The sequence below is a fragment of the Ramlibacter sp. genome, assembly GCF_029866045.1.
Lineage (GTDB): Bacteria > Pseudomonadota > Gammaproteobacteria > Burkholderiales > Burkholderiaceae_C > Ramlibacter.
The window spans coordinates 1-26,266 of the sequence record NZ_JARXAB010000091.1; the positions used below are offsets into that span (position 1 = coordinate 1).

Annotated in this window: 29 protein-coding genes; 26 read left to right on the forward strand and 3 right to left on the reverse strand. The window is 65.5% G+C overall.

All coding sequences use genetic code 11. The features are described from left to right. The 11 genes from QE494_RS10250 to QE494_RS10300 all read left to right on the forward strand — a co-directional run. The coding region (locus tag QE494_RS10250; protein WP_300043032.1) for a hypothetical protein at window positions 1-1,113 on the forward strand (1,113 nt) is incomplete at its 5' end. Further along, the gene (locus QE494_RS10255; RefSeq protein ID WP_300043035.1) at window positions 1,110-1,946 is read left to right on the forward strand and encodes a MinD/ParA family protein; all 837 of its coding nucleotides are present in this window, start codon (window positions 1,110-1,112) and stop codon (window positions 1,944-1,946) included. The genes QE494_RS10250 and QE494_RS10255, both read left to right, overlap by 4 nt. Before the next feature lie 22 nt (window positions 1,947-1,968). Then, a complete protein-coding gene (locus QE494_RS10260; RefSeq protein WP_300043039.1) occupies window positions 1,969-2,688 on the forward strand; it encodes a sigma-70 family RNA polymerase sigma factor in 720 nt (239 codons plus the stop codon). Between the two features lie 30 nt (window positions 2,689-2,718). Continuing rightward, the gene (locus QE494_RS10265; protein WP_300043042.1) at window positions 2,719-3,279 is read left to right on the forward strand and encodes a hypothetical protein; all 561 of its coding nucleotides are present in this window, start codon (window positions 2,719-2,721) and stop codon (window positions 3,277-3,279) included. 63 nt (window positions 3,280-3,342) lie between these two features. Beyond that, window positions 3,343-4,017 (forward strand): hypothetical protein, encoded by a 675-nt coding sequence (locus QE494_RS10270; protein ID WP_300043046.1) that lies wholly within the window; start codon window positions 3,343-3,345, stop codon window positions 4,015-4,017. Window positions 4,018-4,202: 185 nt separating this feature from the next. Then, the gene (gene fliS, locus QE494_RS10275) at window positions 4,203-4,622 is read left to right on the forward strand and encodes a flagellar export chaperone FliS (protein ID WP_300043049.1); all 420 of its coding nucleotides are present in this window, start codon (window positions 4,203-4,205) and stop codon (window positions 4,620-4,622) included. Between the two features lie 21 nt (window positions 4,623-4,643). Further along, window positions 4,644-5,183 (forward strand): LPP20 family lipoprotein, encoded by a 540-nt coding sequence (locus tag QE494_RS10280; protein WP_300043052.1) that lies wholly within the window; start codon window positions 4,644-4,646, stop codon window positions 5,181-5,183. Then, on the forward strand, window positions 5,180-6,427 hold the full coding sequence (locus QE494_RS10285; RefSeq protein ID WP_300043055.1) for a hypothetical protein: 1,248 nt from the start codon (window positions 5,180-5,182) through the stop codon (window positions 6,425-6,427). Before QE494_RS10280 ends, QE494_RS10285 begins: the two co-directional genes overlap by 4 nt. A gap of 25 nt (window positions 6,428-6,452) precedes the next feature. Beyond that, a complete protein-coding gene (locus QE494_RS10290; RefSeq protein WP_300043057.1) occupies window positions 6,453-7,127 on the forward strand; it encodes a hypothetical protein in 675 nt (224 codons plus the stop codon). Window positions 7,128-7,155: 28 nt separating this feature from the next. After that, window positions 7,156-8,268: a hypothetical protein gene (locus QE494_RS10295; protein ID WP_300043060.1), complete on the forward strand. Its 1,113-nt coding sequence runs from the start codon at window positions 7,156-7,158 to the stop codon at window positions 8,266-8,268. A gap of 15 nt (window positions 8,269-8,283) precedes the next feature. Next, window positions 8,284-8,586: an EscU/YscU/HrcU family type III secretion system export apparatus switch protein gene (locus QE494_RS10300; RefSeq protein WP_300043062.1), complete on the forward strand. Its 303-nt coding sequence runs from the start codon at window positions 8,284-8,286 to the stop codon at window positions 8,584-8,586. A gap of 75 nt (window positions 8,587-8,661) precedes the next feature. Here the strand turns inward: QE494_RS10300 and QE494_RS10305 are convergent, their stop codons facing one another. From QE494_RS10305 to QE494_RS10315, 3 genes are all read right to left on the reverse strand, one after another. After that, window positions 8,662-9,183, reverse strand: coding sequence for a hypothetical protein (locus QE494_RS10305; protein WP_300043064.1), 522 nt, complete (start codon window positions 9,181-9,183; stop codon window positions 8,662-8,664). Window positions 9,184-9,193: 10 nt separating this feature from the next. Beyond that, complete coding sequence (locus QE494_RS10310) at window positions 9,194-9,511, reverse strand: flagellar biosynthesis anti-sigma factor FlgM (RefSeq protein WP_300043067.1); 318 nt, start codon at window positions 9,509-9,511, stop codon at window positions 9,194-9,196. A gap of 100 nt (window positions 9,512-9,611) precedes the next feature. Beyond that, window positions 9,612-10,400 carry a flagella basal body P-ring formation protein FlgA gene (locus QE494_RS10315; RefSeq protein WP_300043069.1) on the reverse strand — a complete coding sequence of 263 codons (789 nt, stop codon included), beginning with the start codon at window positions 10,398-10,400 and terminating at the stop codon, window positions 9,612-9,614. Between the two features lie 134 nt (window positions 10,401-10,534). On the opposite strand from QE494_RS10315, the gene QE494_RS10320 reads away from it, so the two are divergent. The 15 genes from QE494_RS10320 to QE494_RS10390 all read left to right on the forward strand — a co-directional run bounded on the left by QE494_RS10320 (window position 10,535) and on the right by QE494_RS10390 (window position 26,191). Beyond that, entirely contained in the window at window positions 10,535-11,584 is a 1,050-nt protein-coding gene (locus QE494_RS10320; RefSeq protein ID WP_300043070.1) for a LysM domain-containing protein, read from the forward strand. A gap of 123 nt (window positions 11,585-11,707) precedes the next feature. Next, a complete protein-coding gene (gene flgB, locus QE494_RS10325; protein WP_300043071.1) occupies window positions 11,708-12,097 on the forward strand; it encodes a flagellar basal body rod protein FlgB in 390 nt (129 codons plus the stop codon). Between the two features lie 14 nt (window positions 12,098-12,111). Beyond that, window positions 12,112-12,540, forward strand: a complete 429-nt coding sequence (gene flgC, locus QE494_RS10330; RefSeq protein WP_300043072.1) for a flagellar basal body rod protein FlgC — start codon at window positions 12,112-12,114, stop codon at window positions 12,538-12,540. Between the two features lie 31 nt (window positions 12,541-12,571). Then, window positions 12,572-13,270, forward strand: coding sequence for a flagellar hook assembly protein FlgD (locus tag QE494_RS10335; RefSeq protein WP_300043074.1), 699 nt, complete (start codon window positions 12,572-12,574; stop codon window positions 13,268-13,270). 28 nt (window positions 13,271-13,298) lie between these two features. After that, entirely contained in the window at window positions 13,299-15,641 is a 2,343-nt protein-coding gene (locus tag QE494_RS10340) for a flagellar hook-basal body complex protein (protein WP_300043076.1), read from the forward strand. 39 nt (window positions 15,642-15,680) lie between these two features. Then, window positions 15,681-16,442, forward strand: a complete 762-nt coding sequence (locus tag QE494_RS10345; protein ID WP_300043078.1) for a flagellar basal body rod C-terminal domain-containing protein — start codon at window positions 15,681-15,683, stop codon at window positions 16,440-16,442. Window positions 16,443-16,489: 47 nt separating this feature from the next. After that, window positions 16,490-17,272 (forward strand): flagellar basal-body rod protein FlgG, encoded by a 783-nt coding sequence (gene flgG / locus QE494_RS10350; protein ID WP_300043080.1) that lies wholly within the window; start codon window positions 16,490-16,492, stop codon window positions 17,270-17,272. A 9-nt stretch (window positions 17,273-17,281) separates the two neighbouring features. Beyond that, window positions 17,282-17,989: a flagellar basal body L-ring protein FlgH gene (locus QE494_RS10355; protein ID WP_300043083.1), complete on the forward strand. Its 708-nt coding sequence runs from the start codon at window positions 17,282-17,284 to the stop codon at window positions 17,987-17,989. A gap of 23 nt (window positions 17,990-18,012) precedes the next feature. Next, window positions 18,013-19,191 carry a flagellar basal body P-ring protein FlgI gene (locus QE494_RS10360; RefSeq protein ID WP_300043085.1) on the forward strand — a complete coding sequence of 393 codons (1,179 nt, stop codon included), beginning with the start codon at window positions 18,013-18,015 and terminating at the stop codon, window positions 19,189-19,191. Window positions 19,192-19,216: 25 nt separating this feature from the next. Then, window positions 19,217-19,804: a rod-binding protein gene (locus QE494_RS10365; protein ID WP_300043087.1), complete on the forward strand. Its 588-nt coding sequence runs from the start codon at window positions 19,217-19,219 to the stop codon at window positions 19,802-19,804. Beyond that, window positions 19,801-22,278 carry a flagellar hook-associated protein FlgK gene (flgK, locus tag QE494_RS10370; protein WP_300043089.1) on the forward strand — a complete coding sequence of 826 codons (2,478 nt, stop codon included), beginning with the start codon at window positions 19,801-19,803 and terminating at the stop codon, window positions 22,276-22,278. The genes QE494_RS10365 and flgK overlap by 4 nt, the downstream gene beginning before the upstream one ends. A 13-nt stretch (window positions 22,279-22,291) precedes the next feature. Then, a complete protein-coding gene (gene flgL, locus QE494_RS10375; RefSeq protein WP_300043092.1) occupies window positions 22,292-23,218 on the forward strand; it encodes a flagellar hook-associated protein FlgL in 927 nt (308 codons plus the stop codon). 61 nt (window positions 23,219-23,279) lie between these two features. Beyond that, window positions 23,280-24,677, forward strand: coding sequence for a flagellar filament capping protein FliD (fliD, locus tag QE494_RS10380; RefSeq protein ID WP_300043095.1), 1,398 nt, complete (start codon window positions 23,280-23,282; stop codon window positions 24,675-24,677). A 164-nt stretch (window positions 24,678-24,841) separates the two neighbouring features. Then, the gene (locus tag QE494_RS10385) at window positions 24,842-25,216 is read left to right on the forward strand and encodes a flagellar protein FlaG (RefSeq protein ID WP_300043098.1); all 375 of its coding nucleotides are present in this window, start codon (window positions 24,842-24,844) and stop codon (window positions 25,214-25,216) included. 153 nt (window positions 25,217-25,369) lie between these two features. Beyond that, window positions 25,370-26,191: a flagellin gene (locus tag QE494_RS10390; RefSeq protein ID WP_300043100.1), complete on the forward strand. Its 822-nt coding sequence runs from the start codon at window positions 25,370-25,372 to the stop codon at window positions 26,189-26,191. Window positions 26,192-26,266 lie beyond the last annotated feature (75 nt).

Here is a 26,266-nt window from a genome sequence, read left to right on the forward strand (position 1 = left end):
GGTGCCGCTGCCAGCGCTCGCCCGGGCCGGCCTGCGGGTGCCACGTCCGCGCCTGTGTCCGCGTCAACAGCCAGCTTTACACCCGCAGCCCCGGTCACCCCGGACATACGCGCGTCGGCCGATGACGTTGCGGGTCGCCAGGTGGTCGATCTGGTTCGCAGGGAAATCGCTGCGCTGCGCAAGGAATTCGCCCTCAGTCGCCAGGTGCAGGCCTGGCAGGATGGCCGTCACTGGCCGCCGGCCTTGGCGCCGATCATGCAGGCGATGCAGGAGCAGGGCGTGCCCGCTGGCCTGCGCGCTTTGATGGTCGACGCCGCCGCCGAAGTCGCTGAGGCGGCCGACCCGCAGGAGGCGCTCGAGGCGATGCGCGGCCTGCTCTCCAGCGCCTTGTCTGCGCCGGCAGCTGTGCGCCTCGAGCGCGGTGTGCACGCCATCGTCGGCCCCAGCGGCGCCGGTAAAACCCACATGATCACCCGGCTGGCCCGCGCCGCCGCCCTGCGCGCCGGCAGCCAGCAGGTCGCCATCGTCGCCTTCAATGACCAGCGCTTTGGCGCCTGGAGCCACAGCCGGGTCCTGGCCTCGCAGGCCGGCGTGGCATGCTTGCGCGCCGGCGACGTCGCCACTTTGCGCCTGCTCTTGGACGAGCTCGCTGGCCATGCCCTGGTCTTCATCGACACCGCCGGCGTGGACTGCCTGGTTCAGGCCCGCCAGTTGCGAGACCTGCAACTGGGCATCCACCTGCATCTTCTGATGCCTGCCGACGCCTCCATTGGCGCGATGCGCAGCCTCGTCGAAGGCACCGCCCAGGGCGCGCCCACCTGGCGAAGCCTGATGGTCGGTAAGGTCGACGAGAGCACCTCGCCCTGGGCCTTGCTGCAGACACTCAGCGAGGGCCGGCCACCCGTGTCCTACATGAGCGACACTGGTGATGTGCAGTCCTCGCCGCGCGCCTTTAATGCCAGCCGCCTGATCGGCACCGCCTTCGACCGTCTGGCCGAGGAGGTGGTGCAACTCGCGCGAGGGCGCCAGGGGGCGCCAGGTCTCGCTTCCAACCGCATGGCGCACGCCGCGGCAACACTTCACGCCGAGTTCGGCGCCGAGGGGGTTCTGTGAGCAAAACCAGTCAACGAACGCCGCCCCGGGTCATCGGCATTGCCTCTGGCAAGGGCGGTGTGGGCAAGACCACCGTCGCCGTCAACCTGGCCGCTGCGCTGGGCCAGCGCGGTCATCGGGTACTGCTGCTTGACGCCGACCTGGGCATGGCCAATGCCCAGGTGGCATTGGGCGTGCGCTCGCCCTGGAACATCAGCCACCTGCTCTCGGGCGAGAAGACCTTGGCCGAACTGCTCGTGCCGGCTGCGCCCGGCGTGCAATTGGTGCCAGGCGCCTCGGGCTTGCGCGACATGGCAGCCCTGGACATGGGCCAGGTTGCCAGCATCATTCATGCCTTTGACCCGCTCGACGAGCCGGTCGATTACCTGGTCGTTGACGTTGCCGCCGGCATATCACCGTCGGTGCTCACCTTCATGGCCGCCTGCCAGCAACGGCTGGTGGTTCTGCAGGATCAGCCCGCCTCGATCGCCGATGCCTATGGCCTGATCAAGGTCATGGCCCAGGACCAGGAGCTCAGCGAAATTTACCTCGTGGCCAACGCGGTCCAGAGCGATGCCCATGGCCAGCAACTGGCCAGTTTCGTCAACGACGTGACCATCCGCTTCTTGGCTACCAACGTCAAATACATTGGCTGCGTCGGCGCCGACGAACTGGTGCAGCAGGCCCAGCGCAAGTACCGGCCGGTGGTCGACTTCGCCCCCGGCTCGCGTGCCTCGGCCGATTTTCGTAAGCTAGCGCAGGCGCTGGAAAAGCTCCCGGCGCCGGAGCCCGGCAGCGCCGGGTTGCAGTTCTTCATGGAACGCCTGCTGCACGCGCAGCAGGCCACCGGGTGAGGGTGCAGCGATGGAGGCAGTGATGGACCTTTACGAAGACACGCGTGGGCGCCAGGAGTCCCTGGTGCTCTCGCACATGGCCATGGTCAAGCGGGTGGCGATACATCTCAAGGGCCGCATTCCGCCCCTGATGGACGTCGATGAACTGGTGCAAGTGGGCATGCTGGGGCTGATCGAGGCCGCCCGCGGCTACGACCCGCGCCGCGGCATCCCCTTTGAGCACTTCGCCCTCAGCCGGGTGCGCGGCTCCATGCTGGACGAGGTCCGCCGGATCTCTGACCTGACCCGCTCGGCAATGGCTTTCAACAAGAGCGAGAACGCGGCCGCCCACAAGCTGGTGTCAGAGCTCGGTCGCATGCCCACCCGGGGTGAGGTGGCCGCCTCCATGGGTAAGGGCATCAAGGAGTACCACAAGGAGCAGGGCCAGGCCTGGCGGACCGAGACCTACTCGATCGAGGAAGTCGCCGAGGAGGTGATGAACATTGCTGGCAGTCGGGCTGACCAGCCCGAGGTGCAGGTCGAGCGCGCGCAACTGCTCGACGCCCTGGCCGAGGCCATCCAAGGGCTGGCCGAACGCGAGCAATTAATCATTTCCCTCTACTACGTGGAGGATCTGAACCTCAAAGAGATCGGTGAGATACTTGGGGTGAGCGAATCACGGGTCAGCCAGTTGCTCAGTGCCATTGCCAAAAAGTTGCGTGCGCTGCTCGAGCCTGCCTCATCCCCGAGCAAACCTGCCTGAGGCCCTGCGCCCCGGGCTGTTGGAGTCACCTTGGCATTGTTCGATATTTTCAAGAAGCAGCCTGCCGAAGAGGACGAGCGCGCCCGCGCCAAGGCCGCCTATGAAAAGGTCGCCAACCTCGAGTCCGAAGGGCATGAGGCCCGCAGCATGCGCCTGGGCATGAGCATGTTGTGCCGTGCCCACTTGGACAAGACCTTTGTCGCCGGCGCCCAGCAGACCGAGGCCCACGAACTCGCGGTCCTCGTGGCCATCCAGCAAGCCAAAGAGGTGCCAGAGCCTCCGCAAGCCCCCCTTTTCCAGAAGATCAAGTCCACCAATGGCGAGGCGCTGGTGTACCTGCCCCCCGAGTACGCCGACGAGGCCTTCGCCATCGGCATGCTCTACCAGAAGACCGAGCTCACCGCCCAGCAAGCGATCGACGCGGCCCAGCGTCTGGCCGACCGCATTTGCTACGACGCGCTCAAGCTCAACGCTCCATTTGTTGCCCTCCAGTTCCTCCGCGAAGAGCTTGCTGAGGCGGCAGATGCTGCCGCGGAGGAGGCGGGTGAGGGGGGCGCACCCTCCGAGGACGCAGACCGTCCGAGGGCCTGAGGGCGCTGCGCCCTCAGCTTGCCCTCCGCCGGGCTGATCCGATTTCCTTCGAACGGAACCGCCATGACCACCTTCGTGCTCTTGGGTCTGATGACGCTAGTCATCCTTGTACTTGCCGCCTTGGTGATTTATCTCGCCGACCGCTTCAATATCCTGGAGCGCGAAGCCCACGACCTGATGCGCAAGCTGCAGGACGCGCAGGCCCGGCCGACCGGTCCCTATGCCGGACTCTCCGGCAAGGCGCTCTGGGATGCGGTGACAGGCCTCGCAACAGGTAGCCTGGACGAACTGACGCTCGATGGGGTTCGCAAGCGCTATCGCCTTCTGCTCGCCGACCACATCAACTGGGTCTTCAATGAGGGTGTCGGCGATGCGGCCAAGGCCTACGACGCGGTTCCCACTAACGTCCGCACCTTGCGCACCCCCAAGGCCCAGGTCGAGTCCTGGCTTCCGCCGGAGGCGGTTGCTGAAATCTACCGCTGCGGCCAGGGCTACGCGGTGGGCGACCCCGATACCTTGCCCGGGCTTGCTCAGCGCCTTGACCAGGTCTGCAATCAATTGCATGTGCAATGCTCCCTTGAGCCAGGGCAGCCTGCCTCGCAGCTGCTGATGCCACCCCAGCCGACAGCCCAGGGCGCTGGTGGTGCGACGCCCAACGCCGACGCCCTGCAGATCACCGCTGGCGCTGTTAACAGCCCGGTGGCAGCCGCAAAGTCGGTTTCTTCGCCGGGGGAGTGAGTACTTTTGGGGGCGGGGCCTTCGCAACCTCATGAGCGATCATCTGTTTGCGGCCCCCGAATTGGCTGATTCCCCAAGTCATGCGGGACATTTGGTGGTGATGCCCTAGTCCTGGCCCTCAAGTCTGGCCGCTTGGCGCCGATTCCCCTCGTGTGCGATCAACGCACCCCATGGAGAATTCAAATATGCGCCTGCACAAACTCGCTTTTGATGGTTACGGTGCCGTTCAAGTCGCCACCGGCGTGGCCACGGCCGACAGCACCCGGCTGATCCTGATGCTGTTCGATGGTCTCATGGAGAGCCTGGCTGCGGCGCGCGGACACATCGAGCACGGCAATACCGCAGAGAAGGGCAACTCCCTCATGCGTGCCGGCCGCATCGTCATCGGGCTGCAGGGCGCGCTGGACTTCGACCAGGGCGGAGATTTGGCTCGCAACCTGGACGATTTGTACGGTTACGTCACCCGTCGCATCATTCATGTCAATGCCGCCAACGACCTTCAGGCGCTGGAGGAGGTCCGCGGTCTCATGGTCGAGATCCGCGATGCCTGGGCGAGCCTGCCGGGGTTGATGCCGGCCAAGTCTGCTGTGCCGACCTACAACTGAGTCGACGTGGAGGAACGCACCATGATCCACAGCACTTCCCGAGCTGTCCGGTTGGCCTGCTGGCTTATCGCCGGCCTGCTTGCTGGATGCGCGTCCGTCAAGCTGCCGCCGGTCACCGAGCCCGTACCGACTCCGACGGCCGCGGCAACTCCGGCAGCCAAGCCCCCGGTCGACCCAGCCGCGTCCAGCATGATCGCGCCGATGGTCGAGAAGCGCGACACCATCACCGCCACCGGCTATGCGGTGATTAGCGTGCAGAACCACCGCTTGCCGGCGCAACAGCGCCTGATGGCGATCCGCGCCGCCAAGCTCGACGCTTACCGGTCCCTCACCGAGCAGGTGTTCGGCCAGCATTTGGACGCGTCCACCACGGTCGCCGACATGGTGGTGATGAACGACAGTTTCCGCACCCGCGTTGAAGGCGTGGTCTACGGTGCTGTTCTGGTGAGCATCACCCCGGTAGGCGAGGACTCCTACGAAACCACCCTGTCCTTGGACAGGCAGGTGGTGGCTGATCTTCGTACCCTTTACCTCGGCCAGTTGGCCGCCAAGCGCAAATGAGCCCCCGCCAGCTGGCCCCCGGCTGGCTGGTCGTGGTCAGCTGCCTGAGTGCCTGGCCCGCCGCGGCCCAGACGTCCGCCGCAAGTGCAGCCTCGGCGCCCCGAGCGGCCGCGTCAGCAGCCCCCGCAGCGGCCGCGTCCCGCACCGCGCGGCCACCGGCTCGCAAGCCGGCGGCAAAGGCGCCTGCCAAACCGGTGGCCGTTGCGGCCCCGGCTCCGTCGGCGGTAGCCAACACGCCCCCGACCGCCGCCCCGGCCTCTGGCCCTGCAGCCGCCGAGTTGGCTGTGCATGAACGCGAGCTTGACGCCATCCGCAGAGCACTTGTCGAGACTGCGGTATCGGCACCGGTCCGGGTCCAGTCCATCGGCTGGATAGACAGCCAAGGCCGGCTGCATGAAGAGAGCCAGTTCACCTCCGACGCCCGGGTGCGTGGAGTGCGGGTTCAGGCCTATCTGGAAGATCCTGTCTCACCAAGCCCGCCAGCGCCCACCGTGAAGGTGGACCTCGAGGCGCTGCCGACTGGGGTCGGGCGACGCGTCGAATCCGATCCCGCGCAGTGCCTCGCCCGCAATGGCCGGTGGCGCCAAAATCTGCACCTGGAGGTGTTGGCGGTCCCCGGACTCGGAGGACCGCTGACAGCCCAGGCCGAACGCACTGCGCAAGCCCTTGTGCCACTGCTGACGGCAGCTGGCCAGGAGTCTCGCCGCTGGGTGCTACGCCCACGCCCCTACCAGGCGGCAAGCGTCTACGAGCGCGCGCTGATCGGGCGTGAGGCCGACACTGTTGATTGGGTGGCACGCGTTTCCCTGATGTCCCGTGCCAGCGGCCAGCTGGAGGCTGAACTGCAGCTGCTACCCCAAGGGCATCTGGCGCCACCCAAGCGGCTGCGGCTGGCCCTGCCTGGGCCGCAGGCCTCAGCCGTGATGTGGGCTGAACGCATGGCCGAGTGGGTGGCCACGCTGGATCGCGAAACTGCGTGTGACCCTATGTGGTTCGCTGTCCAGGGTCAGGGCACCAGCCTGCGTCTGCGGGAGGGGGGCTCACACGGCCTGCAGGCCGGTGATCGGTTGCTGCTCGTTCGTCGGCAGCACCTGGGTGGCCGGCTGCTCGAGCCCGGTGCGGTACGCGCCACTGCCTTGTTGCAGGTGGAAGCTGGTGGCAGCACCGCCCTGCGCTGGCTGGCCGGTCTGCCCCCCGCAGCCGGCGGTGCCGCTGTCGACGACTGGGTCGCCCTGCCGCTTTGAAAGATCCCCGACCGGAGTGCCTCTCATGACTGTGTCCGTCCGCACTGATCACCCGACAGTTTTCGTATTGGGGGGCAGCCTGCTGCTCCTGGCAGCCCTCGGTGTGTGCCTGTCTTTGCCGGCGCACGCCGCTGACCCAGCTCCCGCTGCACCGAGCGCCGCCGCGCCGGCTCCCCCCTCTGCGGGCCCTGGCTCGGCTACCCGTGCGGCGGTGGTTTCAGAGGTTCCCTCTCCGGCGGCTCGGGTCGCCCTCGAGCAGCTGTTGGGTGCGCCCGCGGAGGCCGAACCAGGTGAGCCTGCGGCCGATGCGCGTACGACCACCGTCGTGCGCGCCGGCGAGACCCTCGATGTGATCATCCGCCGGACTCTGGGCAACACGCCCTTCAAGGAAAACCTGCTGCGCGCCGCCTTTGTGGAGGCCAACCCGCGCCTCTATCCAAACGGCAATATTCAGCGCCTGCCCAATGGCACGAAAGTCCAGGTCCCCTCCGCCGCCGACCTGCGCCGGCATCTGCTTCGGTCACTCGGACCCGAGCGGGCTGCGGCTCTGGCGGGTCGCACCAAGCCCGCAGTCACCAGTGCGCCGGATCCGGCGCCTGTCGTGGCCGCGGCGCCTCCGTCCAGTGCGGCAGCCACCCCTCCGTCCCCGCCCCCGCCACCTCGGCCCGACCATCGCGGCTGGGTCCGCTTCCCGGGCTGATCGCCCGGGACAGCAGGGCAAGACATTCATGGTCATCCCGAGCGCTGACTCGGTCCAGTTCACCGGTCGCGTGCCGGTGATTCATCTGGAGGGCCGTCTGCCCGTGCTCGACACGCCGATGGCGCAGGCCCTGGGTCTGCGAGACGGTCAGGTCGTTCGGCCCACCGTGGAGGTGAGGGATGGGCTGGTGATGTTGCTGCTTCAGGGGCAGGCGATTGCCTTGCCACCGCAGCTGCGGATCGCTGCCGGTGACCGGCTCGGGTGGCTGGTGAGCCTCGACCCTCGCGGCCGCGCCACCCTGAGCCCGCTGAGCGGCTCGCCCTCGACCGGGTTGGGAGACTCAGAAGCCCTGTCGGCACCCGTCCCCGGAGGCACCGCCGGTCGCGCCGAGCAATTGGCGCTGCGCCCGGTGGCGGCCCCCGCGCTCGACAAGTTGTTGCAGCCAGGCGCCTTGCTCGCCTTCGCGCAAGCGGTGGTCAGCTCCGACCTGGGCGCGCAGGTTGCGCGTGCGGTCGGCGCCTGGCCGCAAATGGGCGCCCTCACCCCTGAAGGGCTGCGCAAGCTGGTGCGGCAGGTGGCTGTCGGTCCGGAGGGTGCCCTCGCCCGTGGCGAGCCCGCCGAGGTCGGGCTCAAGTCCTTGCTGCTCAGCTTGCTCGAGGCCTCGCCCTCGGCACAGTCGTCCTCCCAGGCGCTGCTGCGCGATGCGCTCGATGACCTGGAGTCGCGCCAGCTGCAGTCCGCGCTGGCGGGTAACGAAGGGCGCGATGTTGCCCTGTCCATGTTGCTGCCCTTTGCCGATGCCGAGCCAGTGGAGGTGCGGTGGTCGCAAGCCCGCCAGGCAGCCGCCGACGGCCGGCGTGCGCCCTGGGTGGTGGAACTGCACACCGACAGTAGCCGCTTCGGTCAGGTCTGGATGCGCACCCGCATCAGTGAAGGCACCTCGGTGGATCTGGTGATGTGGGCCGAGCAGGCCGATCTGGTCGCCCGTGCGCGAGCCGGCAGCGGGAACCTCGCCGCTTGGCTGGGGCAGGCGGGTCTTCGCATGACCGGCCTGCAGGTGATCCACGGACGCCGGCCGGCGCTGGAGGCGGACGCACCGCTGGACCTGGGCAGCGGCCGCCTGGTCGATCTGCAGGCCTGAGGGGAGAGAACAGCCATGCGACGCGGATCCCACCCCTGGCGCGAGGCCGTGGCCTTGGCCTACGGCGAGCGCACCACCCCAGTCGTGACCGCTCGCGGCCAAGGTGAGGTGGCCGAGCGCATCATCGCAGAGGCCCAGCGGCAGGGCGTGCATGTGGCCCAGGATCCGGCGCTGCTTGCCTTGCTCTCACGGGTGGACATCGACCAGGAAATCCCGACCGAGGCCTACACCGCAGTGGCAGTGGTGCTGTCCTGGGTGTATTGGCTCAAGGGTATGCAGCCGGGGGACGAGAAGCGCGGCGGTTTTCCGCTGCGCTGATGGAGTCCCGAGGGGTCAGAGGAGGGCCGGAAGGCCAGAAGAAAGAGCCTGGCGAGCGCGCGTCGGCGCAAGGGCTCAGGCTTCGCTGTACAGGCGCCGTCCGCCGCGACGACTCATCTGACCAAGGCGATCGTAAAGATCGACGGAGGCGGTGGGGTCGGCCGCCCGCAGTGCACGTAGGGCGTCGCTCACCACCGACATCTGGCGGGTGACCAGGCGCTCGTTGCGCCTGAACGCTTCGCGGCTGAGGGTCAGGGCCTCGGTGATGCTCCCCCACTGCGCTGGGCGGGCGGGGAGGGCGGCAACCTGGTTTGCAGTGGCCTGCAGGGACTCCAGCAGGGCAACCTTGTCCGCCTGCATCTTCTCTAGGCGCTCGAATTTTTGCTCGCGCAGGGCCTGGAACTCGTCCTCGAGCAGGCCGTCGAGCGCCTCGACCTGGGCACGGGCGGCAACCAGGTCGGGCTCGCCGAGGGGTACCGATGTCGTTTCGGCGTCCGCCGGCAACAGAGGCGCCGCCGGGTGCAACGGTACGAGGGGCTGGCCGAGCGATCGGCCGAAAGCCTGGCCAAACGGCTGGGAGCTTGGGAGGAACGGCATGCGGCTCGACTCAGTCTTTGATCAACTGTTCGAGGTTGAGGAAGGCCTCGGCCGCCTTGCGGTGGTCCACCACATACTCGCCCTGGGCCACGGCCTGCTTGATCGCTTCGAACTTGGAGCGGTCGAACTCAGGCTCGCGGCTGGCCTGCAGCGCTACCGCGCTGAGTTGAAGCTGGTCGGCGGCCGGCGCAACCGGCTTGGCGGGCGCTTCGGTCGCCGCGGCGTCCACGGATTTCAGTCCGCTGGACACGCGATCCGCCGCGCGCTTGCGCTCCACCGCGTCAGCGGCCGCCTTGTTGGCATCCCAGGATGAAATCGAATTCGTCATAAAGTGCTACCTTTCCCGCTCGGAGTGCACGCCGAGCACGGCTTGTCACTGGAGTCGACGGTGGCGGAAAAAACTTGAGAGGGCCAGACGCAGATTTTTTTCATTGGCCGACCGCCTGGTTCTGACCGCTGATCTGGGCGCTCACAACGCGCCCCGAATCCCTGTTTCGCAGCCGGATGGTGTCGCCCAGCCGACCATCGTCGAGCGACTCGAGCCGGGCCGTCACCGCCAGTCCGGGCGTTGGCGCCCAGGTGGTGAGCACGGTGTTGCCACGCCGAACGGCCAGGGGTGTGGGCGGGGCGGCTGTCGGCGCGATGGCACCGGGCATCCAGGTGGTGGTCGGGAAGGTGGCGGGGACCGGTGCGGGGAAGGCGCCAGGCCGGGCACTCACAGGGGCAGGCGCCGGGACGGCAGGCAGACCGTTTGCCATCGCCGGCGGAACCGGGTTGGGGCTGCCGGGAAAGACAGGGGTGGGCCTTGCAGCGGCGGCACCCCGGGGCAGGGACACGCTCAGGAAAAGTGACCATTGGGTGTCCTGGCAGCGTGCCCGGACCACACCGTCGTTCTGCGGGAAGGGTTTGTCGAAGGCCCATCCGGCCGCGCACCCGGCGACCAGCAGCCGTGGATCCAGGGGCTGGACCTGCACTGCCGACGCGCTGACCTGATGGATGCTGGCCACCCAGGCGCGCGCGCGCTGGACCACTTCCGGCTCCACCGCGCCGATCGGGGCCGGGTTGGCGCTGGCAGCCAGCGCGCAGGCCAGCCCCAGCACGCCGAGCGCGGTCTGGTGGGTCCAAAAGGCTCCTCCGATGGGCGGGGCAGGGCGCACCCCTGCCGGTGTTCCGGTGGCGGGGGTGTCGGTTCGCAGTAGAAAGTCAAGGCACGGCATTTGCAACTCCTGAGGGGTGTGGGTTTTTCGACGCACCCGTCGTGATACCCGGAAATTGCAAGAACAGGGCCAGCCCGTTACCGCGACTGCCGCGGCTCGGGCAGGTCCCCAACACCGATCAGGAGCCTGCCGACATGGACCTCCCACTGCCCTCCGCCGTTACCCCGGCCACAGTCACCGTACGCCGTGGCGACACGCTTGTTGGCCTGGTCAAGGCCCACTACAAGAGTCAGGGTGTCAACGTCGACGACCGCCAGGCCTTTCGAATGGCCCTGAGCGTGGCGCGCGGCAACGGGATTGCCGACGCGGCGCGTATCCAACCCGGCCAGTCTTTACGTATGGACGCGCTGCCCTTGGGTTCCGAACTGGCCAAAGGCGAGACGATGGCCGCTCCTGCCGTCGGAACTCCGTCACGGTCTCCGGCTGCGACAGCCTCGGTCAGCGTGGGCGCCCGTGGTCCTGCAGCGCCTTCGGCCGCCCAGGTCCTGGCCAACCGGCAGGCAACTGTCCCGGTGTTCGAGCGCACGCTCTCCCGCGCAGTCGAGCGCGGTTTCATTCCTGCCGCGGATGTGGACCAGGTGCGCGAGAAGGTGGGTCGCATGGCCCGCGAGTATGGTTTCGACCCGGATGATTTCGCCCGTGTCGTGCTGATCGAGAGCGACGGCATGAACCCCAGCGCCAGCAACGGCCGCTGTCACGGGATCATCCAGTTCTGCGGCGGACCCGGCCGCGGCGCTGCCAGCGTGGGCTTCGCCAACAATGCGCAGGAAATCGCCAAGATGAGTGTGGTCCAGCAGCTCGACCTGGTGGACCGCTACTTCCAGGACGTGGGCATGCCGCGCAGCGGCGCCCGGACGATGGGGCTGGACGATCTCTACCTGTCGGTGCTCACTCCCGCAGCTCGCAGCCTGCGCGCCTCCGACGCGCCCCTCCCGATTCAGGGCAATCAGGCCCGCGTGCTGTACGAGGGCGGTCAGCGCGACGCGCCGATCACCCGCCGCTCCATCACCCAGGGGCTGATGCGCTATGCACAGGACCGCCTGCCCACGGCCGCCACGCAAATCAGCTCGCAGCTGTCGCAGCAAGTCTCCGCGGTTTCCGATCGCGTCAATGCCACGGCCACCGGCAGCAACTGGCCGTCGCAGCGGCAAATCATTGCCGCCAACACCGTCGAAAAGCCCTGATCACGGCCTGCAGGCCCATGGCACGCCTTTTGCACAAATCGGACGAGTGCTGGATTCCTTGAGGCCTTCGTGTCGGGAATCTGGCGTGTTGTCAAACCTGCCACTGGATTGAAAGGAGCGCGTATGAAGATTTTGGACGGAGCCCTGGGCATCCACGGGCAGGCCCTCGCGGTCCGCACCAAGCGGCTTGAGTTGCTCGCGCAAAACTTGGCCAACGCCGATACGCCGAACTTCAAGGCGCGCGACATCGACTTTCGCCAGGTACTGGCGGACACCAACAACCAGCCTGCCGCCATGACCGCCACCCGAGGCGCGCACTACGAAGTGGGCGAGGTTGCCAATCCGGACGGGACGCTCTACCGCGTGCCCTTCAACACCGCGGTGGACGGCAACACGGTGGAAAGCAGTATTGAGCAGGCCCAGTACGGTAAGGCCGCCGCCCAGTACCAGACCACGCTGAACTTCCTTGAAAGCCGTATTTCCGGCGTGCGCAAGGCACTGCGCGGCGAATAAGGAGAACCTGATTCATGGCTTCTTTTGACAACATCATCGGCGTAGCCGGCTCCGCGATCAACGCGCAGCTGACCCGCCTGAACGCCACCGCCTCCAACCTGGCCAACGCCAGCACCGTGGCTGGCACCGATGCCGAGGCCTTTCGCGCCAAACGCGCGGTATTCAAGGCGCTGGTGGACGAGCAGTACACCCAAGCGGGCTCGCCCTTCGTGGGTGGCGTGTTCATCGAACGGATGTCCGTGGACCCGGCTCCTGCCCGCATGGTCTTCCAGCCGGGCAACCCCCTGGCCAACAAGGAAGGCTACGTCTTCCAGTCGAACGTGAGCGAAGTGACCGAGATGGTCGAAATGATGGCCGCCTCCCGCTCTTACCAGAACAACGTTGAAGTGATCAACACGGCGCGCCAGCTGCTCTCGCGCACCTTGGAAATCACCAAGGCCTGATCCCCATTTTCGAAACCCTGAGACAAGCACCATGGCCGTTGCCTCCGCCACCGACAAGAGCGCCGCCCAGTTGCTGGGCGTGACCAGCTACGAGGACAAAAAAGTCACCTCCTCCGCCAAGGGCAAGGAGGAGATGGGCAAGCAGGACTTTCTCACCCTGTTCACCGCGCAGCTGAAGAACCAGAACCCGCTGGAGCCGGTGAAGAACGAAGCCTTTGTGGCCCAGCTCGCCCAGTTCTCGCAGCTGGAGGCACTCACCAATATGCAGACCTCGCTGAACAGCTTTGTGTCGACCATGTCGGCCGAGCGCATGCTCAGCGGCGCTTCGCTGATCGGCAAGCAGGTGCCTGTCGCCGACGCTTCGGCCAGCCTGGTCGCGGGCGGCAAGGTCAACGCCACCATCAATTTGCCCGACGGCGCCTCGGGCGTGCGCGTCCAGGTCCGCGACAGTGGCGGCACCGTGGTGCAGGAACTCATCGCCGGCGCGCAGACGCCGGGCAACCTGGACTTTGTCTGGGACGGCAAGCTGCCCAGCGGCGCGCCGGCCCCCGGTGGCAGCTACAGCTTCACCGCCTCGGCGGTGGTGGCGGGCAAAACGCAGAACGTCACTGTGCAGACCATGGCCACCGTGCGCTCGGTGCAGACCAACGGCGCTACCGGCGACGTCCAGCTGCAGGTCGATGGCGGCAAAACGATCCCGCTGTCCAAAGTCTCGCGCATTGGCCAGTAAACACGGAATTTCCCAGGAGCAAGACGACATGTCCTTCTATACCTCGCTGACCGGCCTCAACTCGGCAACCGCCCAGCTGTCCGTGACCTCGAACAACATCGCCAACGTGGGCACCTCGGGCTTCAAGCGCTCGCGGGCCGACTTCGGCGACATCTTCGCCACCTCGCCCTTGCAGAAGTCTTCGTCCAACATCGGCCAGGGCGTGTCCCTCAAGCAGGTGAGCCAGGAGTTCAGCCAGGGTAACGTTTCGACCTCGGGCAACTCGCTAGACCTCGCGATCACCGGCGACGGCTTCTTTCCGCTCTTGTCTGCCGACAACCTGCAGCAGATCTACACCCGCAACGGCTCGTTCACCCTCAACGACCAGAACAACGTGGTCAACTCCACCGGGCAGCGGCTGCTGGCTGCGTCGGTGGACTCGTCTGGCAAGGCCGACTTGAACAACCTAGACCCTTTGGTGATTCCGCCCAAGACCTCGGGTCAGGCACAGGAAACCACCGAGATCCAGTTGGGCCTGAACCTGCCGGCCGAGTCCACACCGATCGACCTGAAGTTCGACCGCACCAGCCCGGCGACCTACAACAAGTCCACCGCGCTTACGGTGTATGACTCCGGTGGCAACGGCTACCTGGCCACCGTCTACTACGTCAAGACCCAGGCCGCCCGCATCGACAGCCCTTTTGCCAAGTGGCAGACCTACTTCTTCGTCGGCGACCGTCAGGTCAAGCCGGCACTGCAGCAGGCCAGCAATGCCTCGGGCGCGCCGCTTTATGTGAACAAGTATGGTGAGGTCTTGCCCAAGACCGATCCGCGTGTGATTCCCGGCACGGGCACGACCGAGATGTACACGCTCGACCAGCAAAACGACACACGGCCGTCTTCGGCCGCGACCGCGCTGGGTGCACCGTTGACGGAGACCTACTTCAAGGACAACGCGCTCAAAGGCCTGAACTTCGGCTCCGACCCCTTGGCGACGCCCCCAGTTGTGGCGTCTACGATCAGCTTCGCCCTCACGGTCGATGGCGCCAGCGCGCCGCAGACGATCAGCTACGACCTCAAAGCCGCTGACACCGATCCGGACACGCTGGCAAAAACGCTGGAAGTAGAAATCAATAACCAGCTGGGTACCCTGAGTACGTCGACCGATCGGCGTTATGGCGTGACGGTGAATTTCGACCCGGACGCCAGGCAGTTCAGGGTGGCCTCGGGCACCACCGGCGACACCTCCAGCATCCAGATTGCCAACGCGAACGACAACGCGAAGAACCTGATGGGATTCGACGCTGCCAATATTTCGTCGGTACTGACGATCAATCCCTCGACCACGACCGCCCTGCGAGGCCAGCCCAGCCAGCCGGCAATCCTGCTGGGCTCGGCGATGACGATTGACACCACCAAGAACGTGCAGGTGGCCTCGGGCAACAAGCAATTGCAGGTGGCGGTGGATGGCATCACCGGCTCTATCACTTTGACGACCGGCTCCTTCACCATGGATCAGGTCGCCGAGAACATGGAAACCGAGATCAACAAGCTGGTGGACGAAGAGACAGGTCGCAAGGTGGCGGGTGTCACCGTCGGCTGGGACCCGATTGCCAAGCGGCTGAAATTCCAGACCGGGACCACCGGCGAGACCTCCACCATCCAGGTCACTGGTAGCAACGCCGACTGGGGCCTGGCCGATACCAAGATGGCCACTGGCGGCACCACTGAATGGACCGCCCTCAAGCAGTACACCGAAAACGGTGCCCTGCAGTACGTGAAGAACGGCGGGCAGACTGAATCCCCCACCGGCTTGTCGACCAAGACTCAGTGGTGGCCGATTTTCCTGGACCGCGGCGAGCTGTCGTTCGACCTGACCGGCAAGCCCACCTCGCCGCTGGACCCGATGCAATTCGAAACTGCCTTCCTGGAGGGCGGGCAGGGTGCTCTGACCATGTCGATCGACTTCACCCAGTCGACCCAGTACTCCAGCCCCTTCGCGGTGCTCTCGCAAGCGCAGGACGGCGCCCCCGAGGGTGAACTGATGGGCCTGGACATCGGGGTGGACGGCCTGGTGTCGGCGACCTATTCCAACGGCTCCCAGGCCTCGCTGGGCAAGATTGCGGTCGCCAACTTCTCGTCGCCAACCGGCTTGCGCCAGATTGGTGACGCGGCCTACCTCGCTTCCTCGACCTCGGGCACGCCGAGGATCGGCGAGGCGGGATCGGCTGGCTTCGGCTCGATTCGCGCCGGTGCCACCGAGCGCGCCAACGTGGACCTGACCCAGGAACTGGTCGATCTGATCACCGCGCAACGTAACTTCCAGGCCAACGCCAAGGCGATCGAGACCTCCTCGACCATGACCCAGGCCATCATCAACCTGCGCTCGTAAGCACTTCAACCGCGCTGACTCCCGTCACGTCACACTGCCATGGACCGCCTCATCTTCACCTCGCACTCGGCGATCGCCGAGTCGGCCATTGCCCGCCAGGGCCTGGTCAACGAGCTGGCCAACGTGTCGACCGCCGGATTCAAGCGCAGCTTCGACATGGCCATGCGCACCATCAAGGTCGAGGGCGAGGGCTTCGACTCCCGCTACCAGACGCAGGTGATCGCGCGCGACGTGATTGACCTGGAGCCCGGCCCGATCATTGCCACCAACCGCCCGATGGACATCTCCCTCAGCGGTGCGTCGGTGATGGGTGTAGAAGCGCCCGACGGCAAGTTGGCATTCACCCGGCGCGGTGACCTGAAGGTCAACGCCCGCGGCGTGCTGGAAAACGGTCAGGGCCACGCTCTGCGCGGCACTGCCGGCGGTCCTTTGGTGGTTCCCCCCGGCTTCGTGGTGCAGGTCAACCGCGACGGCACCGTGTTTGCGCGCGATCCGAACCAGCCTGCCGCAGTCGGCGTGCCGGTGGGCCAGCTGCTGCTGCGGGATGCCAGCAAGCAGCCGCTGGTGCGCCGTCCCGATGGTCTGTTCGCGCCCCAGGGCTTGCCGCTCGGCAGCGACTTTCCCACGGGTCCCGACGCCATTCAGATCACCTCGAACTCGCTCGAGGGCAGCAACGTCAATGCCGTCTATGGCATGACCCGAATGATTGACCAAGCCCGCAGCTTCGAAGCCCAGATCCGCGCCATCAAGCAGGCCAAGGATCTGGACGAGAGCAGCGCCACCTTGATGAAGCCCGCGTGAGCGGTCGCCGTCACGACAGTAACGACAGATAGAAACAGGAGCCCGACATGGACGCCTCAATGTGGATTGCCAAGACCGGCCTGGACGCGCAGCAGACGCGTATGGCGGTCATTTCGAACAACCTGGCCAACGTCAACACCACTGGCTTCAAGCGCGACCGAGCGACCTTCGAGGACATGCTCTATCAGAACGTGCGCCAGCCGGGCGCCCAGCTTTCGGCCAACGCCCAGGCGCCCACCGGCCTGATGCTGGGTACCGGCGTTCGCCTGGTCGCCACCGAAAAGACCCATGTGCAAGGCAGCCTCGTGCAAACCAAGGGCGCGCTGGACCTGGCCATTCAGGGGGAGGGCTTCTTCCAGGTCACCCAGGCCGACAACTCTATTGCCTACACCCGTGACGGCGCCTTCAAGAAGTCCGCCACGGGGCAGTTGGTCACCGCCACCGGTCAGCCGGTGTTCCCGGTCGTTCAAATTCCACAGAACGCAGCCTCCATCACTGTCAGCCAGGACGGCATCGTATCGGTTGAACTCACGACCGGTGGGGCCCAGCAGATCGCCCAGCTCACCATTGCTCGCTTCAACAACCCCGCCGGATTGCAGGCCATGGGTCAGAACCTGCTGCGGGAAACCCCGGCCAGCGGCGCGCCGCAGCCTGTCAATCCCGGTGCGGGTGGCGCAGGCACCCTCGCCCAGGGCGCGGTCGAAGCCTCCAACGTCAACGTGGTCGAGGAGATGGTCAACATGATCGAGACCCAGCGCGCCTACGAGATCAACTCCAAGGCGATCTCGGCTGTCGACGGCATGCTGAAGTTCCTCAACAACAACCTCTGAGGCCTGGCCATGCATGTCACTTTTCCCCGCGCCCGCCGCCAGATCAGCGCCGTGTTCGCACTGTGTGCTGGCCTGCTGCTGGCCGGCTGCGCCACGATGGACGACCTGCCCCCTCGGGACGAGAGCCACGCGCCCGTTCCGCCAGTCGCCCAGGACCAGTCGCCGCCTGCGGCCACCGGCGCCATCTACCGCGCCGGCACGGGTTCGACCTTGGTGGGCAAGGCTCGTCGCTTTGGCCCTGGCGATGTGATCACCGTCATCCTCAATGAATCGACCCAGGCCAACCGTGCAGCCACCGCCAACGTCAGCCGCGTCTCGAACAATGATGTGGTGCCCCCGGGCCTCACCAGCCGTCTGCCCGCACTCAGCAAGACCCTGACCGGCGTCAACCTGAACCAGGCCAATATCGAGAGCAAGGGGGAAGGCTCGGCGGACCAGAGCGCCAGCCTCACCGGCTCGGTGACGGTCACCGTGGTCGAGGTTCAGCCCAACGGCAACCTGATCGTGCGCGGCGAAAAGCGCCTGTCCCTGACCCAAGGCAGCGAAATGATCCAGGTCAGTGGGATTGTCCGGCCTGATGACGTGGCGCCGAACAACACGGTGCAGTCGCGCCGCCTGGCCAACGCCAATTTCGTCTACCAGGGCGGCGGTGAACTGGGTTCAGCTACCCGTGCCCCTTTGGGCACCCGTGCCGCGCTCAAGTTCTGGCCCTTCTGACACCCCCCCGAAAACGCATGACCATGGCAGCTTTCCACCCCTTCCCGTGCCGCCTGCGCCCTCTGGCTGGCCGCGCCCTCCTGGGCCGCTGCCTGCTGGCCCTGGCCCTGGCGTCACTGGCGCCGGCGGCCCTGGCTGACCGGGTTAAGGACCTGGCCCAGGTCGCCACCGTCCGCGCCAACCAATTGATCGGCTATGGCCTGGTGGTGGGCCTACCCGGCACCGGCGACGGCGCCGATGTCTCCTTCACCGTGCAGAGCATGCGCGCGTTGCTCAATCGTCTGGGCGTGAGCATCGACGGCCCGCTGTCGGACTTTGAGGCGACCGCCAGCGCCGGCAAGATGGAGGTCAAGAACGCTGCGGCGGTGATGGTCACCGCCGATCTGCCCGCGATGGCCAAGCCCGGCCAGCGGATTGATGTCACCGTCTCGGCCATCGGCAAGGCCACCAACCTGCGCGGCGGCAGCCTGCTTCTGACCGCCCTTCGCGGACCGGATGGCGAGGTCTATGCGCTTGCTCAGGGGGCCCTGGCTGCTACCGGCGTCGACCAGTCCGCCGCTGGCTCCCGTGTATCGATCGGCGTCCCCACTGCGGCTCGCATTCCGAGTGGCGCGCTGGTGGAACGCGAGGTCGACAACCCCTTTGACCGGGCGGACCATGCCGTGCTGAATTTGCGCGAGGCGGATTTCACCACCAACACCGCCATCGTCAACGCGATCAACCGCCGCTTCGGCAGCGACCTCGCCCGGCCACTCGACGGGACCTCCATCGCCGTCCGGGTGCCGCAGGATCTTTCCCAGCGCGTGGCTTTTCTGAGCACGGTTGAAAACCTGGATGTTCAGGCCGCCGATCCCCCAGCGAGGGTAGTGGTCAACGCCCGGACCGGTACCGTTGTCATCAGCCGCAATGTGCGCATCACGCCGGCTGCGGTGTCGCACGGCACCATCACCGTCTCCATTTCGGCCACCAACGAGGTCTCGCAGCCCAACGCCCTGGGCCGCGGAGACACGCAGGCCGTCCAGAACGCAGATGTTGCAGTGTCGGAACCCAACAAGCCGATGTTCCTCTTCCAGCCCCAGGTCGACCTGCGGCAGATCGTCGATGCGGTTAACCAGGTGGGGGCTACGCCCTCGGCCCTGATTGCCATCCTCGAGGGCCTCAAGGCTGCGGGCAGCCTGCGGGCCGAACTGATCGTGCAGTGACCAGGCCTGACCCGGAAAATTCCCCATGAGCGACTCCAACGCCCCTCTCTCCGGCCTCGCCAAGCCCAGTGGCTACCACGACTTCAGTGGTCTGGCCGGCCTGCGCAGTGAGGCCGCGCGGGGTGCAGACAGCGCCCTGCGCGAGACCGCCAAGCAGTTCGAGGCTTACTTCATTCAGCAGACGATGAAGAGCATGCGGGAGTCGGTCGAGAAAAGTGACCTGTTCGACAACAACGAAACCGACATGTTCCAGGACATGATGGACAAGGAGGTCGCGGCCAAGATGGCCGAGCGCGGCTCCCTGGGCCTGGCCGACATGATCGAGCGCACCCTGACCCAGCGTCAGTTGCAGGCCACCCCGCCCAGCACCCAGGAGGTGCTGGCCGCCCGCGCCGGCTTGCCGCTGGTCCCGCCTGCCGCGCCGGTGTCGCTGACCCCGGTGGGTGTGCAGGGTCTGCCCTTGCCCCGTACGGGTGGACTTGCCCTGGACATGGGCCTGTACGGCCGTTCGCCGCAGCAGGGCCAGGCAGCGCCGGCCCTGGAGAGCGGCCAGACGCGGACCAACGGCACCACCGCGACCGGCACACGGGACTCTTCGGGAGTTGATCGGTGAGCGATCTCCTGACCATTGGCAGCTCCGGCATTACCGCCTACCAGCGGGCGCTGGCGACGGTGTCCAACAACATCGCCAACATCAGTACGGATGGCTACTCCCGCCAGAACGTGAGCCTGAGTGCGGGTACGCCCCAGCGCATGGGAGGAGAGTACCTGGGCACCGGCACGATGCTCGACGGGATCCGCCGCCAGTACGATGCCTTCGCGCAGTCCAATTTGCGCAACAGCAACAGTGCGCTCCAGGGCCAGGAGCCGATGGTCTCCTACGTCAATCGCGTGATCAACGTCATGGGCGACGTCAGCATTGGCCTGAGCAGCGCCCTTAACCAGTTTTTCAGTTCCGCCCGCGACCTGGCAACCGACCCGGCATCCTCGATACGCCGCAGCACATTCTTGCGCGACGCGGATGGCCTGGCCTCCCGCTTTCGGCAACTCGATGCCCAGTACGAGTTGCTGGACCAGGAGACCAGCCAGGCGGTGCAAAACGATGTGGGGAAAGTCAACTCCCTGACCCAGCAGTTGGCCCAGATCAACCGGCAGTTCACCCGGCATCTCCGAGTGGATGACCAACCCTCCGAGTTGGTGGACCAGCGGGACCGGCTGCTGACAGAGCTTTCGGGGCTGACGGGTATCAAGACCCGCTTCGAGGTCAACGGATCGGTGGTGGTCAGCCTCGGCGATACAGTCGACCAAGGGGTTCTAGTCGATGGAGGAGTTTCCCGTGAAGTGGCGGTCGTGGAGACCGACGGGCGCCTATCCTTTGTGACAGACCCCTACGGCGACACCAAGGCCCTGCCCAATATTTTGAGTGGGACGATCGGTGGTGCGCTGGCCTTCCGCGAATATGTGCTCGGACCGGCTGCAAGTTCGCTGGACGAACTGGCCACCCGGCTGACCAAGGAAGCCAACAGCATCCATCAGAGCGGCATCGACCTGCAGGGGCGGCTGGGCCTGAACCTGTTCGAGATCAAGCCCAACGCGCGCGGTGCCGCCGCCGGGGTGACCTTGGCGATCACCGACAACAACCGGGTCGCAGCCGCCGGCCAGTTTCGTGTGATCGACAACGAGCTCAACACGAGCAGCGCCGAATCACGAATTTCTTATGCGCCGCCTTCCTACGGCGGCGAGACCAATCTCTACAAGTCGCTGGCGCAGGGCCTAGGCCCCCAAATTACCAGCGAAACCGTGCTGCTCTCCACGGGCCGGGCTGGTGCAGCCCTCAGCGCTTCCCCGGTGGCCTCCCTGGGGGTGGCACCGGTGGGCATGACCGACCTCGTGCTTTCGCTTCCGGATGTGCAAGCCGGGCAGACCCTGCAGGTGATGACCCGCGATGGTCGTCAGTTGCTGGGGACCGCCCTGAGTCCTGACCAGCGCGGCCAGATCATGGGCAACCCCGGCATGGAAGAGGGGGCGACCTACGACAGCACCAGCCTGGGAAGCCGCTTCCTGGGCATGGACCTGATGGTCGGCGCGCGTGCGCCGGTGCAGCAGATCGCTCGATTCGATCCGAACGACGGCAAGCTGCTGAGCCCTACGCTGGCACCGGCGACGCTCCAGGGCCGGGCGGTGGCGTCGGGGCTGAACCTCGTCCCGGCCGGCGCGATCAAACTCAACGGCGTGACCTTGGGCGAGCTCAATACCGGAGCGCCGCTGACTGCGACGGACATCGCAAGCTGGCTCAACGGCTACTCATCGACGACCGGTGTCACCGCTTCGGTGCTCGACGGTGCCATCAGGCTGGATCGTCCGGTGGGAAACACGACCGATGAAGTCCGTCTGGAGCTGGGCGCTGCCGGCGAGGCCGTGCAATTGCGCCAACTCGGCTTTGATCCAGCCTTTCACCTGATCGGTGCAGCCAAGGACGACCTCCTGGTGTTCGTTACAGGCAGCCCGGGAACGACATCCGCTGTCGACGTCCAGGCGATCTTCAAGGCCGGAGCCGGTGACCCCAAGCAGGCGCTGCGAGACCAGGCGCTCGAAGTGCGCTTCACCAGCGCAAGCGAGTACCAGATCGTCGAGACGGCCAGCAACTCGGTCGTGGCTGAGCGGTCCTACGATTCAAATCGGGGCCTCATCCGCTACCGCGGTCTGACACTCACTTTCTCCTCTGCGCCTGCCGCCGGCGACCGATTCGCGATCGACGCCAACCGGGATGGCGTCGGTAATAACGAAGCCATGCTGGCGATGTCCGACCTCGAGAACAAGAAGGGTGCGGACGGCGAACTGACCCTGAGCGAGTCCTATCTCGACCGCGTCAACCAAATCTCCAACCTTGCCCAGCAAGCGCAGATTTCCCGCGACGCACTTCAGGTGGTGTTCAAGCAGGCCCAGGAGGCCCGCGACGGAGTCGCCGGCGTGGACCTCAACGAGGAGGCGGCCGACCTGGTGCGCTTTCAGCAGGCCTACCAAGCCAACGCCAAGGTGATGCAGGTCGCCGGCACGCTGTTTGACACCATCCTGCAACTGGGCTGAAAAAGGTCATCCGATGAAGATCTCCACTTCCTTCATGTTCGACCGCGCGATCGAGCGGATCACTGACCAGCAAAACCAGCTGTCGACCAGCCAGGCGCAGATGGCGCAGGGCAAGCGGATCATTACCCCCAGCGATGCACCTGATAAGGCTGCGGCGATTGCGCGCCTGCGTGGCGAGATCGACCGGCAGCAAGGACATGCCAACACGCTGAAAGTTGCCCAGGAGCGGTTTTCTGCAGAAGAAACCTCACTGTCCAGTGTGACCGACGTGCTTATTCGCATGAAGGAACTCGGCGTTCAGGCCGCCAACGGCACCCTGGGCACCATGGATCGCAAGGCAGTCGCCGCAGAACTCAGCACCCTGCGCGACCAGGTGCTGAGTCTTGCCAATTCTCGTGACGATACGGGCAACTATCTATTCTCAGGCACCCGAGTCAATACCGTGCCCTTCTCCGAAAACCCCCTGGGTCAGGTGCTCTACCAAGGCGACCAGACGCAGACCAGCGTCCCTGCAGGCGCCGAGCGCACAGTGGCCTACACCCGCTCGGGGACGGACGTCTTTTCCCGTGTGATTCGTGACGGCAGCACGGGTGCGACCCCTGGGACCGCCAGCTTCTTCGATGCCATGGACCAGTTTGTCGACGCCGTTGAGGGCAGCCAGCCCCAGGGTATCCAGACCGGCCTGGCTGACTTGGGGCAGATGATCGACAACATCAGCCTGGCTCAAGCCAAAAACGGCTCTGACCAATCGGTGGTCCGCTTGCAGTTAGATGTCATTTCCGACACCAACCTGCGGCTCAAGTCGAGCCTGTCCGACATCGAGGACCTCGACTACGCCACGGCCCTGGCCAATATGAACAAGCGAGTCTTGTCCCTGCAAGCCACCATGAGCAGCTTCTCCAAGGTGACGGAGCTCAACGTGTTCGATTACCTGCGCTGAGCGCTCGCTCTTGCGCTAGCACTTCGATTTTCGTTCACTTCCTTTCTGGCACTGAATTCCCATGAGCACCAGCAACGTCGACCTCGTCAAGGCCCTGGGTGCCGGCTCTGGCGTTGATACCAAGGCGCTCGCTAAGGGCCTGGTCGATGCTGAGGGCGAGCCGCGCAAGGAGGCGATCAACGCCAAGCTCACCCGCAGCGAAACCCGAATTTCTGGGTACGCAGCGCTCAAGTACGCACTATCGCAACTGGGCGGTGCGTTCGAAAAGCTGAACGACCAAAGTGACTTCGGGACACCGACGGTCTCTGTCAACCAGAGCGCGGCGCTGTCCGTGACCGCCACCGGCAGCGCGCAAATTGCGACTCATTCGGTGGAGGTGACCCGCCTGGCCAGTGCCCAGCGCAGCGCCAGCGGCGGATTCAGTGGCGCCAGCAATGCCTTCAATGGCGGCACGGGCTTGAGTCTGAGCCTGTCCGTGCACGGCGGGGCGCCGCAGACGATCGCGGTCACGACCGATACCCCGAACGGCGTCGCCAGCGCGATCAATGCCGCCGGACTTGGGCTGAGCGCCCAGGTCGTGCGAACCGACAGCAGCGCTACGCCCTACCGGATCGTGGTGACCGGCCAGACTGGCGGCAGCCAAGACTTCACCCTGACCAGCAGCGCCGGTGGGCTGGCCTTCGCTACCCCCCTGGCCTCCGCGGCGGATGCGCAGCTGACGGTCAACGGCCTGTCGATTACGCGCTCCTCCAACAGCGTCAACGATGTCATCGACGGTGTCACGCTGCAGCTGCAAACCCTGACCTCGGGGCCTGCCCGGGTCGACCTGAGCCGGGACACTCAATCGGCCAAGGCCAGCATTACCAGCCTGGTCTCGACTTACAACGATTTCAATGAGACCCTCAAGATTCTGGGTGACAGTGGAAGCGATGTAGAGGGGCTGGGCGGATCATTGGCAGGGGATAGCCTGCTACGCACCATTCGCAACCAGGTCCGTAACCTGCTGGTTGGCAATTCCAGCACACCCTCCGGCGAGGTCAGCGCCTTGCGCGATGTGGGTATCTCGTTTGACCGCAACGGCAAGATGACATTGGACGCCAGCAAGCTCGACACCGCGCTGGCCAGCAAATTCAGCGACGTCGCTCAGATGTTCAGCGCCGGGACCAGCAACAAAAGCTTGTTCAGCCCCTCTCCGGCTGGCGTTGCGGGTGACGTGGTGGTTGCCATTGACAAACTCCAGCGTGCCACCGGACTGATTGCCAGCCAAACCGAGAGCGCTACCCGTGATGTGACCAAGTACAAGGCGCAACTCACGGCTCTCCAGGAGCGAATGGACAAATTGCTGGAGAACTACACCAAGCAGTTCGCGGCCATGGAGTCGGTGGTTGGCAACTCCAACAGCCTCAAGACCAGCCTCTCCAGCAGCTTCGAGGCCATGATGAATAGCTACAAGAACTAGATCTAATTGACGCATTAGCGCTTCTTGTACGGCTTAAAGTACCCTTTCTCAAGTTCCCTGGTCCGGTGCCGATCCTAGGGGGGACGGGGCTCGGATTGCCCTGCGGTATCCGCCATTTCGGTGTTTGCTGCAGGCGCGGGCATCGTCCCAACGAGGACACCATCATGAGCAACACCATCCAAGCCGCGGATTCCAGCGTGCCACAGGCTGTGGCTGCACGGATTGCCGCTGTTCGTCCTGCGCCAGCAGATGTGGCACAGCCTCGAGCCGCTGCGCAAGAGGAGCGAAAGCAAGTCCAGATTGACCCGCAGGAAATGCGCAAGGCTTTGCAGGAGGCCGTTGAACAGCTCAACGATCGAATGCGCCAGATGTCGCGGAACCTGGCCTTCTCGGTGGACGACAAGGCCAATCGCACAGTCATCACCGTGACCAATTCGACCACTGGCGAGGTTGTTCGGCAGATCCCCAACGAGATCGTGTTGGAGGTCTCCCGCTCGATCGAGGACTTTAAGGGGCTGCTGCACAACACAGTCTCTTGAAATTTTTTCTGCATCGATCACTTCAGTTTGCACAACAAGCGTCGATTCACCCAAGGCTGGGAGAGCATCTGGCAGAAAGCGCAAGCCAAGCCAAATGCAGGCCCACATCACCCCCCACACGTCCCCAGCAACAGCCGGACAAAGGAGTAAAGCATGACCGTTATCAACACCAACACTGCGTCGCTTCGCGCGCAGCAAGCTTTGACTGTGAACAACAGGGCTCTCGGCAAGTCGATGGAGCAGCTCTCCACCGGCAAGCGGATCAACGCCGCCGGCGATGACGCGGCGGGCCTGGCCATCAGTAACAAGATGACCGCGCAGATTCGCGGCCTGAATCAGGGCGTGCGCAACGCCAACGACGCGATCTCGATGATTCAGACGGCGGAAGGCGCAACCACCGAAGTCACCAACATGCTCCAGCGCATGCGTGAACTGGCTGTGCAGTCGGCCAACGGCAGCTACTCCTCCGACGACAGGACCGCCCTCCAGTCTGAGTTTTCCGAGCTGCAGGCCGAAATCTCCCGCATCTCCAGCAACACCGAGTGGAACGGCACCAAGATCGCCGACGGCACGATGACCGCGGTGAATTTCCAGGTCGGCGCCAACTCCAGCCAGGTGATCACGGTGACCTTCAAGGACATCGATGGCATGACCGGCGTGGCCACCGCGATCACCGCGACGATCGGCACCATCACGGGCGCCAACACGTCCATCAGCGCTGTGGATACCGCCCTGGCGGCGATCGACAGCTTCCGCAGCGACATGGGCGCGAAGATCAACCGCCTGACCTATGCGGCCGACAACCTGACCAACGTCGCGACCAACACCGGTGCCTCGCGCAGTCGCATCCTGGACACCGACTACGCGAAGGCGACGACCGAGCTGGCCCGCACGCAGATCATCCAGCAGGCAGCGACGGCCATGCTGGCTCAGGCCAACCAGCAGCCCCAGACGGTTCTGTCGCTGCTGCGCTGATGACTGAGCCCGGACGCCACCTCGCCCCAGACGGAGAACCGGGCCGGGCGGGTGATGGGATAAGCACAGACGATG

Excerpts from the sequence above, each read along its gene's own strand:
- QE494_RS10260 (WP_300043039.1), top strand. The coding sequence starts at position 1,969 with ATGGACCTTTACGAAGACACGCGTGGGCGCCAGGAGTCCCTGGTGCTC.
- QE494_RS10270 (WP_300043046.1), top strand. The coding sequence starts at position 3,343 with ATGACCACCTTCGTGCTCTTGGGTCTGATGACGCTAGTCATCCTTGTA.
- fliS (WP_300043049.1), top strand. The coding sequence starts at position 4,203 with ATGCGCCTGCACAAACTCGCTTTTGATGGTTACGGTGCCGTTCAAGTC.
- QE494_RS10280 (WP_300043052.1), top strand. The coding sequence starts at position 4,644 with ATGATCCACAGCACTTCCCGAGCTGTCCGGTTGGCCTGCTGGCTTATC.
- QE494_RS10285 (WP_300043055.1), top strand. The coding sequence starts at position 5,180 with ATGAGCCCCCGCCAGCTGGCCCCCGGCTGGCTGGTCGTGGTCAGCTGC.
- QE494_RS10290 (WP_300043057.1), top strand. The coding sequence starts at position 6,453 with ATGACTGTGTCCGTCCGCACTGATCACCCGACAGTTTTCGTATTGGGG.
- QE494_RS10295 (WP_300043060.1), top strand. The coding sequence starts at position 7,156 with ATGGTCATCCCGAGCGCTGACTCGGTCCAGTTCACCGGTCGCGTGCCG.
- QE494_RS10300 (WP_300043062.1), top strand. The coding sequence starts at position 8,284 with ATGCGACGCGGATCCCACCCCTGGCGCGAGGCCGTGGCCTTGGCCTAC.
- QE494_RS10305 (WP_300043064.1), bottom strand. The coding sequence starts at position 9,183 with ATGCCGTTCCTCCCAAGCTCCCAGCCGTTTGGCCAGGCTTTCGGCCGA.
- QE494_RS10310 (WP_300043067.1), bottom strand. The coding sequence starts at position 9,511 with ATGACGAATTCGATTTCATCCTGGGATGCCAACAAGGCGGCCGCTGAC.
- QE494_RS10315 (WP_300043069.1), bottom strand. The coding sequence starts at position 10,400 with ATGCCGTGCCTTGACTTTCTACTGCGAACCGACACCCCCGCCACCGGA.
- QE494_RS10320 (WP_300043070.1), top strand. The coding sequence starts at position 10,535 with ATGGACCTCCCACTGCCCTCCGCCGTTACCCCGGCCACAGTCACCGTA.
- flgB (WP_300043071.1), top strand. The coding sequence starts at position 11,708 with ATGAAGATTTTGGACGGAGCCCTGGGCATCCACGGGCAGGCCCTCGCG.
- flgC (WP_300043072.1), top strand. The coding sequence starts at position 12,112 with ATGGCTTCTTTTGACAACATCATCGGCGTAGCCGGCTCCGCGATCAAC.
- QE494_RS10335 (WP_300043074.1), top strand. The coding sequence starts at position 12,572 with ATGGCCGTTGCCTCCGCCACCGACAAGAGCGCCGCCCAGTTGCTGGGC.
- QE494_RS10340 (WP_300043076.1), top strand. The coding sequence starts at position 13,299 with ATGTCCTTCTATACCTCGCTGACCGGCCTCAACTCGGCAACCGCCCAG.
- QE494_RS10345 (WP_300043078.1), top strand. The coding sequence starts at position 15,681 with ATGGACCGCCTCATCTTCACCTCGCACTCGGCGATCGCCGAGTCGGCC.
- flgG (WP_300043080.1), top strand. The coding sequence starts at position 16,490 with ATGGACGCCTCAATGTGGATTGCCAAGACCGGCCTGGACGCGCAGCAG.
- QE494_RS10355 (WP_300043083.1), top strand. The coding sequence starts at position 17,282 with ATGCATGTCACTTTTCCCCGCGCCCGCCGCCAGATCAGCGCCGTGTTC.
- QE494_RS10360 (WP_300043085.1), top strand. The coding sequence starts at position 18,013 with ATGGCAGCTTTCCACCCCTTCCCGTGCCGCCTGCGCCCTCTGGCTGGC.
- QE494_RS10365 (WP_300043087.1), top strand. The coding sequence starts at position 19,217 with ATGAGCGACTCCAACGCCCCTCTCTCCGGCCTCGCCAAGCCCAGTGGC.
- flgL (WP_300043092.1), top strand. The coding sequence starts at position 22,292 with ATGAAGATCTCCACTTCCTTCATGTTCGACCGCGCGATCGAGCGGATC.
- fliD (WP_300043095.1), top strand. The coding sequence starts at position 23,280 with ATGAGCACCAGCAACGTCGACCTCGTCAAGGCCCTGGGTGCCGGCTCT.
- QE494_RS10385 (WP_300043098.1), top strand. The coding sequence starts at position 24,842 with ATGAGCAACACCATCCAAGCCGCGGATTCCAGCGTGCCACAGGCTGTG.
- QE494_RS10390 (WP_300043100.1), top strand. The coding sequence starts at position 25,370 with ATGACCGTTATCAACACCAACACTGCGTCGCTTCGCGCGCAGCAAGCT.